Origin of the sequence: Pediococcus damnosus (genome assembly GCF_001437255.1) — a bacterium.
Taxonomy (GTDB): Bacteria; Bacillota; Bacilli; order Lactobacillales; family Lactobacillaceae; genus Pediococcus; species Pediococcus damnosus.
In genome coordinates, this window is sequence record NZ_JQBD01000068.1 from 1 (window position 1) to 10,511 (window position 10,511).

At 37.8% G+C, this 10,511-nt stretch carries 9 protein-coding genes and 1 pseudogene; all 10 read left to right on the top strand.

The features are described from left to right. Positions 1-1,035, top strand: a 1,035-nt coding sequence (locus IV84_RS08040; RefSeq protein WP_056986377.1) for a mucin-binding protein, incomplete at its 5' end; no start/stop codon positions are given. A 481-nt stretch (positions 1,036-1,516) separates the two neighbouring features. Next, complete coding sequence (locus IV84_RS08045) at positions 1,517-3,205, top strand: SH3-like domain-containing protein (RefSeq protein ID WP_046871479.1); 1,689 nt, start codon at positions 1,517-1,519, stop codon at positions 3,203-3,205. A 263-nt stretch (positions 3,206-3,468) separates the two neighbouring features. Continuing rightward, positions 3,469-4,266: an alpha/beta hydrolase gene (locus IV84_RS08050; protein ID WP_052694504.1), complete on the top strand. Its 798-nt coding sequence runs from the start codon at positions 3,469-3,471 to the stop codon at positions 4,264-4,266. Beyond that, positions 4,256-4,872: pseudogene (locus tag IV84_RS08055) on the top strand (hydrolase). The gene IV84_RS08050 and the pseudogene IV84_RS08055 overlap by 11 nt, the downstream one beginning before the upstream one ends. A gap of 126 nt (positions 4,873-4,998) precedes the next feature. Next, a complete protein-coding gene (locus IV84_RS08060; RefSeq protein ID WP_046871495.1) occupies positions 4,999-5,844 on the top strand; it encodes an aldo/keto reductase in 846 nt (281 codons plus the stop codon). 57 nt (positions 5,845-5,901) lie between these two features. Then, positions 5,902-6,294 carry a flavodoxin gene (locus tag IV84_RS08065; protein ID WP_226997975.1) on the top strand — a complete coding sequence of 131 codons (393 nt, stop codon included), beginning with the start codon at positions 5,902-5,904 and terminating at the stop codon, positions 6,292-6,294. A 148-nt stretch (positions 6,295-6,442) separates the two neighbouring features. After that, the gene (locus IV84_RS08070; RefSeq protein ID WP_046871477.1) at positions 6,443-6,835 is read left to right on the top strand and encodes a MerR family transcriptional regulator; all 393 of its coding nucleotides are present in this window, start codon (positions 6,443-6,445) and stop codon (positions 6,833-6,835) included. A 23-nt stretch (positions 6,836-6,858) separates the two neighbouring features. Continuing rightward, positions 6,859-7,509 (top strand): NAD(P)H-binding protein, encoded by a 651-nt coding sequence (locus tag IV84_RS08075; protein WP_046871476.1) that lies wholly within the window; start codon positions 6,859-6,861, stop codon positions 7,507-7,509. Positions 7,510-7,581: 72 nt separating this feature from the next. After that, entirely contained in the window at positions 7,582-9,003 is a 1,422-nt protein-coding gene (locus tag IV84_RS08080; RefSeq protein WP_046871475.1) for an NAD-dependent succinate-semialdehyde dehydrogenase, read from the top strand. A gap of 150 nt (positions 9,004-9,153) precedes the next feature. Beyond that, on the top strand, positions 9,154-10,464 hold the full coding sequence (locus IV84_RS08085; RefSeq protein ID WP_227002047.1) for a replication-associated recombination protein A: 1,311 nt from the start codon (positions 9,154-9,156) through the stop codon (positions 10,462-10,464). Positions 10,465-10,511 lie beyond the last annotated feature (47 nt).

Here is a 10,511-nt window from a genome sequence, read left to right on the forward strand (position 1 = left end):
ACAGTTACTCGCAAGATCACCTACACAGGTGCTGGGAAGCAAACCCCACCGAGTGTAACTGAAAATGGTTACTATACTCGCACCGCAACCATTGATTCAAACACTGGTGCATTAGTTGGTTATGGCAAATGGACGTTAACTGACAATAGTCAGGATGATGATGAGACGAATGATGGTTTCATGGCTGTTATCAGTCCAAACTTAAAAGGATTTACTGTTAATCCAAATGTGGTACCAGAGATTGATTTAACCAACGACGAAGTGGAAAACTTTAAGTCTGAACCTAATATTGTTGTTACCTATGTTCCAAACAATAAGATTGTTGACAATAATGGTAGCGACGTCAATCCGCAAGGTGAAGTGACTGTAACACGAGTTATTCATTTCGAGGGTGCTGGTAAAAAAACACCTGGTGATATTCTTCAAAAGGTTGTTTACAAGCTCATAACCAATGAATCAACAGGTGAAACTTCATGGACGCCACAAGGTGTTTATAATGAGGTCGATGTTCCTGAAATCAATGGTTACACACCAAGTGACAAGGAAGTTGCTGAGTTGATTCCAAACGCGATCATTCTGAAGAAGGGTGAAACTTTGGATGACCTTACAGTAACAATTGCGTATACACCGATTAATTCTGGATCTGGTATAACGACGCCAAGTAATCCTAATGGTACGGGTAATAACACCACAGGCAATGGTCAAACTGGAAAGACTAATGACAATGGCAATACCAAAAATAGCAATAATGTTAAGAAAGAAAATAATAATGTTATTGGTAAGACCGGTAACAAAGGAAAGACTAATTCTAGCAGCAATAAAAATGTTAATACTGGAACGCTAGAAGCTAAGACTGCTGGCTCAAGTGTCAACGGCTCAAATAACGATAGTAATAACAGTAGTAGCACTAGCCAAGGTAAGTTACCACAAACCAATGAGAACTCTGACAAAACAGAAGCAGCAGTTGGACTATCACTGATGGGTATGATTCTTAGTTGGTTTGGTCTCAAACGTAAGAAACGTGATGATGACTAAATTAATTTGAATTAGGCAATAAAAAGATGAACCAAGATTTTAAAAATCTTGGTTCATCTTTTTTTAATAATTATTATTAGGTAAGATAAATGCCCTCTAGAGTTTTTAAATTGAGGTGATTTGCATTGCGGGGGTAATGATGAAGATATATCAATGTCAATGTGTTGATTCAACTGGTTATAATGCACTCAAGTGAGATTTTCAAACATTCTTAGAACAACTCCAATTAGATTGTCCGGATTTATAACTTATTTTTATATCTTATTCACCAATCACATGGAAATGTTTATGGTTGAACGGAATAGAAAAAGACAGTTGCAATTTTTACTTCATCAATGTGGGCTTTTTTATTGATTCGAAATTGCATAATGACGTGTTTTCAGCAGTTAATCAAATTGATTAATTCATCAAAGAAACAACTTTAAAGTTTTAATGTATACTTAAAGAAGTAACTAACAATAACTGGAGTGACAAGTTTAATATGATAACAATTATAGAGTCGAAAAAAGTAGATTACGAAGCAGTTATCGACCAAAATAATCGTGCTGACGCATTATTACCTGGCAAATTTTGGCCAGCAGAGCCAGCGGCATTGGCCGATTTAAAAACTGACGCACAACTGTTAAATGGCGATAGAATCCATGTGGTTCAAGAAATTGTTACTAGTAATGGATTAAAATGGGTACGATTTATGCATAAGGGTCAATTAGTTTGGCTATTCAAGGAAGCAGTAATTCCACTGAATCTTTTAGATCATGTAACGAAGTATGAATCACCAAGATCGTACTTAGCTGTTATTCAAGATGATAAAGAAAAAGAAGGAATTTACCACGATTTTCCATTTAATACTAATCAATCAACGATGGTTTCTAACACTGATGCACATAAGCTTAATGGTACTGTGGTTCAAGTTTTAGCCGAAGCCACAATTAGTGATCATGAGACATATGCTAGTTTTATTCGTCACGATCGATTAAATTGGGTTAAGAAGAATGTTCTGAAAAATATTGGGAACGAATTACCATTAATGACAATTCGTGGTGACGTCAGTCAAATGCGTTCTGAAAAACCAATCGTAGCAAATTTAAATTATTACAACTCCAATGTTTCGGTAAATTGCTTTGCTAAGTTAAAAAATATTGGACGTTCAAGTGTCCATCAACCTAAACACAATTATAAATTGGAATTATTTCAAGATGAGGCTTGTACTAAACCGAAAGTTGTTCAATTAAGTACAAAAGTACGTGCAACAAGCGAGTATGCGTTAAATTCTGGTTATACAGATGCAACCAATTCCAGAGGCACAGTAGATGCACAAATTTGGGAATCGATTGTAGCCAGTGAGAAGAAAGTTGCACCTCGGTTGAAAGAGGCACCTCATTTTGGAATACTAATACCAGAGAACATGCTATTAGCAATTAACAATGATCCCCAGGGGTTGTACAGCTTTACAGCGTGGCGTGAAGCAGAAGATCTAGGTTTAAAATCTAATGATCCAAAACAAATTGCCATTATGGGAAATAATGGATTTAGTGACAATAAAAATTTGGAATTTACGCATTCAACGGCTAATTTAGATGGTAGTGATTTTACGCTTTTATATCCCGAACAAGTATCTGATGAAGTTCACGAACACGTTGATCGTTTGATGAAATTTGTTCATGAATCAACAGATGAGTTGTTTAAAGCTAAATTTGATGATTATTATAGTTTGGAAAGTGTGATTGATTATTATCTTTTCGTTAATCTAGTCAATGGTAGCGACAATGTTATGAATAATAGCATTATGATTACTTACGATGGAAATCATTGGATGTTTACTGCCTTTGATTTTGAAGAGACATGGAATTTACGATTTAATGGGAAAGAATTATTACGAAATAGTACTTGGTTATTCGAAAAAAGTACCAATCGCTTATTGAATAGAGTACGAAAAAGTTTTCCTTCTGAGATTAAGAATCGCTGGTTGGAATTGCGGCAATCAGTTTTATCAACCAAAAATTTAAAACGACGATTTCGAATTTTTTATCATCGCATTGGTGCTACAACCATTGATAATGATCAAGCTATTTGGCATAGTCCATCAGAGAAACTTACCAACTTAGAACAAATCTTAGGAGCAATTGACGAGCGAACCAAAATTTGTGATGATTATTTTAGTAAACTCTAAAATGCAAAACAACTAAATATTAATCTAGAAAACGAGTAACTAAATTTGAAGGCTCGTTTTTTGTTTTGAATTATTTATTTACATAGCTGAATGTGAAACTTAGCCATTTATAACAGTATTTTTTTGAATTGAGAAAGATTAGAGATGTCGTGCTTAAAAAAATTTAGAAATATTTAATATCCCAAATAAAAGCGCTTGCATTATTCACATCCACTGGGTAAAGTGTAGATATTATCAGGAAGTTTTCGAAATGAGGTGGTTATTTGCAGATTGAAATTAACAAGGATGTAGCTTATGCACCAGATCTAACTTTAGATGAATATCGTCCTAACATTGAACAGCTATCTGGTGTCTTAATTGTTATTCATGGTGGTGGTTGGTTTCACGGCGATAAGCATAAGGATGAAGATATCTCTATGTGGCTTGCTCAACGAGGATATTTGGTTGTGACACCAAATTATCATTTGACACCGGATGCGTATTATCCGCAACCGTTAGTTGATATGGATCATTTATATCAGTCGGTAAAAAAGCACGCCTCAACGTTACCAGTGGCAGTGGTCGGTTCTTCTGTTGGTGGTAATCTGGCGGTTGAAATGGGGATCAAGTATCAGATTCCGGTTGTCTCATTATCGGGGATTTTCGATATTGAAGTGTGGTTAAAGAATCACCAAAGTGTCATTCCAAAACAAGATCAGAAACAAAAATTTCAGACAGGCATCAGTGCGGAAATTAACCAGAGTGGCCGAGATGACAGTTTTTATAAATGGTTTATTCTCAATTATTTGCATGATCCCAGTCGTGCAAAGGAAGCAACGCCATATTATCGCGTTCAAGGAAAAACAGGGCCCATGTTGCTAGCTAATTCTTTAGATGAATTTGTGCCAGTTTCTGGCGTTTTTGAGTTAAGTCAACGCCTTAGTCAGTATCAAATCCCTGTAGAAATTTTATTATTACCGGGGACTCATCACGCAAAAGGTTATTTAGAAGAGGTCAAACCAAATATTTTATTGTTTTTAAAACGGTATTTAAAATTAGGGAGCGATGAAGATGACAAGTGAAGCAAGAAGAGATCCAGTTTCAGATCAACTGTTAACACCTGAAAACTCAGCCTTTTATTAATTGATTATCAACCAACGCAGATTAACTCAATTAATTCGATGAATCGAGCACAACTTATCAAAAACGTAGTCAATGTCGTAGGTTTGATGAATACCTTTAAAGTTCCGGTGATTTTATCAACTGTTAATGTTAAAAATGGGCGTAATAAGGACACCATTGCCCCGATCAAAAATTTATTGCCTGATCTTCCTAGCTATGATCGCACCACGATTAATGCTTGGGAGGATCAGGAATTTAATGCGGCCGTTAAAAAAACGGGGCGCCATAATTTAATTATTGCTGCCTTGTGGACAGAAGCCTGTCTAACATTTCCTGCTCTAGACGCATTACGAGAAGGTTATGCGGTCTTTCCGGTGGTGGATTCAGTTGGCGGGACTTCAGTAGTTGCCCATGAAGCGGCCTTACGGCGGGTGGAACAGGCTGGTGCTCAACCAACCAGTATTCCGCAATTGGCTTGTGAATTACAACGTGATTGGCAAAGAACAGAGACGATTCCCGGATTTACCAAGGAATTGGTCGACGCCGGAATTTTCTTACACCTATAGAACGAAAAATGGATCCTAATTTTTTAGGATCCATTTTTGCAGTAAAAGAATTAAAATTAATCCTTGCCTTGGAGTTCACACAAGGGTTTATGATGAGCTTGTAAATACGAAAGGAAGTTTTTAATGATGACAGTTCCAACTTTTAAATTAAATAACGGTATTGAGATGCCAGCAGTCGGTTTTGGTGTTTTCCAAATTGAAAATGGCGGTACAAAACAGGCTGTGTTAGATGCAATTGATGCAGGCTATCGTTTGATTGATACTGCTCAAGCTTATGGAAACGAAGCTGAGGTTGGTGAAGCGATTAAAGAGTCTAGCGTGGATCGCAAGGACCTATTTATCACAACTAAAGTTTGGGTCAGCTCAACTGGTTATGATGCAACTATGAAAGCATTTCAGGCATCTTTAGACAAACTGCAATTAGATTATTTGGATTTATATCTGATTCATCAACCATACGGCGATGTTTATGGGTCATGGCGGGCTATGGAAGAGCTAAAAAAAGCCGGAAAAGTCCGAGCAATTGGGATTTCTAATTTCAATGCGGACCGCTTTGTTGATTTAAATTTGCATAATGACGTAACTCCGGCAGTTAATCAGATTGAAATCAACCCATGGAATCAACAAGTGGACGAACTGGCATGGAACAAAAAAGTGGGTATTCAACCAGAAGCATGGGCCCCATTTGCAGAAGGTAAACATAACCTATTTACGAATTCTGTTTTGAGTAAGATTGGTACCGATCATAGCAAAGGTGTAGGCCAGGTCGTTTTACGTTGGTTATATCAACGCGGGATTGTTAGTTTAGCAAAATCGGTTCACAAAGAGCGCATGGAACAAAATATTAACATTTTTGATTTTGAATTGAGCCCAGCAGAAATGGACCAAATTACAGCATTAGATATGAAAGAATCAGCCTTCTTTGATCATCGTGATCCTGCTCAAGTTGAACGCTTGGGTGGCGGCCGATAAATTCATGTTTTAAAATTTAGGGAGGTTTTTAAGACGGCAGATTCAAAAGCATTAATCATTTATTTTTCAGTATCAGGGAACACAAAGGCAGCTGCGTTAAATTTGCAACAACAATTGCATGCGGATATTTATCGATTACAGCCTGAAAAAGCTTATCCTGATGATTACGATAGTCTTGTTCCGGTTGCCCAAAATGAAAAGGATAGTCAAAGCCATCCAAAATTGAGGGAGCCGCTACCAGATTTGAGTCAGTATACAAAAATTTACGTCGGTTATCCGACTTGGTGGTCACAACCACCGATGATCATTCACAGTCTATTTGAACAAGTTGATTTTAGAGGCAAAACAGTGACGGCCTTTGCAACCAGTGGATCAACACCTTTAAAGGATACCCTTGCGACAATGACTAACCTTGTTAAGAACGCTGGGGGAACTCTAGTTGAAGACTAAAAAATCGGTGTTGAATTCAGACAAGAGATTCAGCATCGTTTTTATTTTTGGTCGAAGTTAATTATTTTCTTTAGACAAGTTCTTGCCTTAAAATGGACATGAAGGTTTGGGATAAAACGTGTAATCGAATGTAAACGAAGGTGCGCAAATGAATATAAATGGTGTGAGTGAAAAATTTGAACTAACGAAGGATACATTACGTTATTGGGAACGAATTGGTTTATTACCAGAAATCAAACGTAACGAGAGTGGCTATCGCGAATACAGTGAACACGACATGAACTGGGTGTTCTATATTAAAGCGTTACGAAAAGCCGGAATGTCGATTGAATCTTTAATCGAGTTTGTAAAATTATATCGAGAAGGCAATCAAACGGTAGATTCACGCAAATCTCTATTGGTAGATCAGCGACAGGAGTTAGCCGATAAACGCTCAGAATTAAATAAAACGATTAAATACCTAGATTTTAAGATTAATCATTTTGAAGATCATACGTTAAATTATGAAAGAGAAAAGTTGGCTTATGATTCAAAAGACTAGCTAAATAAATGGAGGAATCAAAAATGAAATTATTAATTGCAGCAGCAAACGGACAGATCGCCCGCATTGTTGAGAAGCGGATTTTGAACGAATCAGCATTCAAAAATGTGGAACTCACATTATTATTACGGAATAGTCAACGGTTAAGTAATTTGGCCAAGAACCCCAGAGTAACGGTCATTGAGGGAAGTTTGGATGATGAAGATGTTTTAAACAAAGCAGTCGCGGGCCAGGACATGGTGTTTGTTGCGGTTGTGGATCATACCTTGGATAACAGTTGGACTAAGAATGTGATTCAAGCCATGAAGAAAAATGGTGTTCAGCGCCTTATTTCTACGAATATCTTAGGTCTGTACGATGAAGTTCCTGGTGAATTTGGTCGTTGGAACAAGCAAAGTGTTATGAGTGGGTTACAAGCAGCCATTAATTCAGATAAATTACTGGAAAAATCTGGCTTGGATTACACCACGCTCCGTTTACCATGGTTGAATGATCGTGATGAAGTTAAGTATGTCATTACGCATAAAAACGATCAATACAATGGTGTCTCTGGTTCACGTCAGAGTATTGCCGACGTTGTTTTGAAGATTGTGGCTGATCCTACGGTTGGGTCTAAAGATAGCTTGGGAATTGCTGATCCAGCAACTCAAGGTGAAGACCGGCCAGTTTATTAAAGAAATAGTTAGTTAAGAAAGTTTTATTTAGGTTATTTAAGTAGCTCAAAAGTTACTTATGGAGGTGTTTTTATGGCATATGCAACAGTTAATCCTTATACAAATGAAGTTGTTAAAGAGTATCCAAATGCAACGGCTTCAGAAATTCAAAAGGCTCTTGAAAATGGAAATGATTTATTCAAACGCTGGGAAAAAGAGCAACCAACACATCGGGCAGAGCAATTGCATGAAATTGCTAAATTGTTTCGGCAAAATCGGGATTACTTAGCTAAGGCAATGGTTACTGATATGGGAAAACTTTATCGTGAGGCCCAAGGCGAAGTTGACCTTTGTGCAATGATTGCTGACTATTTTGCTGACCATGGTGCCGATTTATTGGCGCCTACTAAAATTGAAACGGTTGCGACCGGGGATGCTCAAATTCAAAAACATCCGCTAGGAGTTTTGATGATGGTAGAACCATGGAACTTTCCGATGTACCAAATTATGCGTGTTTTTGCGCCTAACTTTATGGTTGGCAATCCCATGATTTTGAAGCATGCTTCCAATACACCTGGTTCAGCAGTTGCTTTTGAAAACATGATCAAACAATCTTCAGCACCTGATGCAAGTTTACAGAATCTCTTTTTAAGTTATGATCAGGTTGCTGAAATCATTGCGGACTCACGGGTTCAGGGAGTTGCCTTAACCGGATCTGAGCGAGGCGGACGAAGTGTTGCTAAGACGGCTGGTGAAAATCTAAAGAAAAATACGATGGAACTGGGTGGTACTGACGCGTTCATTGTTCTGGACGATGCCGATATCGATAGTGTAACTGATATTGCCTGGCGAGCTCGGTTATACAACGCTGGACAGGTTTGCACGTCATCAAAACGGTTTATTGTTGCAGCAAATTTGTATGATAAGTTTTTAGCAAAACTCAAAGAAAACTTTGCGAACGTCAAACCTGGAGATCCAATGGATAGCCAAACTACCTTAGCGCCCATGAATTCTAAGCGGGCCAAGGATAAGTTACAGGCTCAAGTTGATGACGCGATTGCCAAGGGAGCGACATTATATTATGGCAATGAAAAAATTGATTTACCAGGTCAATTTTTCCAACCAACCATTTTGACAAATGTACAGAAAGATAATCCAGCTTATGCACAAGAAATGTTTGGTCCGGTTGCACAAGTTTATAAAGTTAACAGTGACCAAGAAGCGATTGATTTAGCCAATGATTCCGATTTAGGATTGGGCGGCATTGTTTTCAGTGGCGATCCTAAACGGGGCACCAAAGTAGCTAGTCAAATCGAAACTGGAATGGTGTTTGTTAATAATTTCATGGTCTCGTTACCTGATTTACCATTTGGTGGGGTAAAGAATTCCGGCTATGGGCGTGAAATGAGTAGCTTGGGATTGAATGCTTTTGTAAACGAACAACTGATTGTGACCACCGACAAACCGAATATGAATAATTTGGCCGGTGGCTTGGTTGCAACGGATCCAAAGTAAAAAGAATTAGAATTATAGTTGAAATTAGCGAGTAAATTTCATTTGAATAATTATATTAAAACACTCTTTGGGGTGCTTTTTTAGTTTCATAAAAATTAAATGAAGGTGTTAATATATAAAGGTAGCAAAATATTAAGGAAGTGATCCATTATGTCCTCAGAGTCAATGTCACTATTCGGTGAAAACCATATTCACCAACCCTTGGCAGATGCGATGCGCCCGCAAAAGCTTGATGAGATTGTTGGGCAACACGAATTATTAGATGCTGGTCAACCACTCCGGCAAATAATTGATAAAGGAATCGCCATTTCGCTTATTTTATGGGGTCCACCTGGCACTGGTAAGTCCACGCTTGCGTATGTCATGGCAAAAACACTTAAATTACCTTTTGAAAAATTTAATGCCAGTACTGAAAACAAAGCAGTTTTACAAAAGTTTGTGAGTAAATATCCAAACGAGTCATTTGTTTTACAATTAGATGAAATTCACCGATTAACAAAACCAATTCAAGATTTTCTGCTTCCATACCTAGAATCGGGGCAGATTTTACTTGTTGGAACAACTACAGAGAATCCAGTGATCACGATTAATCCAGCCATTCGTTCGCGGTGTCAGCTATTTGAGTTCAAACCAGTGACAGCGAACGATGTGGTGCCAGTTTTGCAACGAACTAGTCAAAAAATTTATCAGTTTGATTTGGCAGAAGATCTGGCCTTAATGATCGGTAATTCTGCTAATGGTGACGTTCGGGTTGCTTTAAATATTTTGGAAACGCTAGTGGCGATGCACGGGAAAGAACTCAGCCATGAACAGATTGCGGAATTTGCCAAAAATCAGCATTTTGTATTTGATAAAGATTCTACAAATCATTATGACTGCTTGAGTGCTTTTCAAGATTCAGTTGGTGGTTCTGATACAGATGCCGCTTTATATTACTTGAGCGTTATTCTTAATTCCGGTGATCTCGAATCGGCTGTCCGTCGAATCCGTGATCTTGCATATATGTTCATTGGATTAGCCGATTCACATGCCGTTGACACGGCGATGATTGCCTGTCAGACGGCACTTCAAGTCGGGTTACCGCGAGCGAGTACCCACCTTGCATATGCAACGATTACCTTGTGTTTAGCGCCTAAATCAGATTCAGCAGTGATGAGCTATAATCTTGCTAATGAAGACGGTAAGGAATCCAATCAGTTGCATAGGATGCCAAGTTATTTACGAGATGCGCATTATAAACACTCTGTTGAAACAACGGGTGGTGGCGATATGCTTAATCCATTTGACCAACCACATCAAATTGCTAAACAACAATACTTACCTGATAATTTGATTGATCGTCATTACTACAAGCCTCGTGAGAATAAAAGGGAACAGGCCCTTAATCAACGATATCAAGCATTACGACAATATATTTATGCACCACAATCAAAACAAGATAATAAAGATAATCATGAATAACTGAAAAATAGCAGAGTGAGTGTTTAAATAATTATGTGTAAATGATT

What these genes read in the sequence shown, in the direction of transcription:
- IV84_RS08045 (WP_046871479.1), top strand. Translation starts at nt 1,517, where the DNA reads ATGATAACAATTATAGAGTCGAAAAAAGTAGATTACGAAGCAGTTATC.
- IV84_RS08060 (WP_046871495.1), top strand. Translation starts at nt 4,999, where the DNA reads ATGACAGTTCCAACTTTTAAATTAAATAACGGTATTGAGATGCCAGCA.
- IV84_RS08070 (WP_046871477.1), top strand. Translation starts at nt 6,443, where the DNA reads ATGAATATAAATGGTGTGAGTGAAAAATTTGAACTAACGAAGGATACA.
- IV84_RS08075 (WP_046871476.1), top strand. Translation starts at nt 6,859, where the DNA reads ATGAAATTATTAATTGCAGCAGCAAACGGACAGATCGCCCGCATTGTT.
- IV84_RS08080 (WP_046871475.1), top strand. Translation starts at nt 7,582, where the DNA reads ATGGCATATGCAACAGTTAATCCTTATACAAATGAAGTTGTTAAAGAG.
- IV84_RS08085 (WP_227002047.1), top strand. Translation starts at nt 9,154, where the DNA reads ATGTCCTCAGAGTCAATGTCACTATTCGGTGAAAACCATATTCACCAA.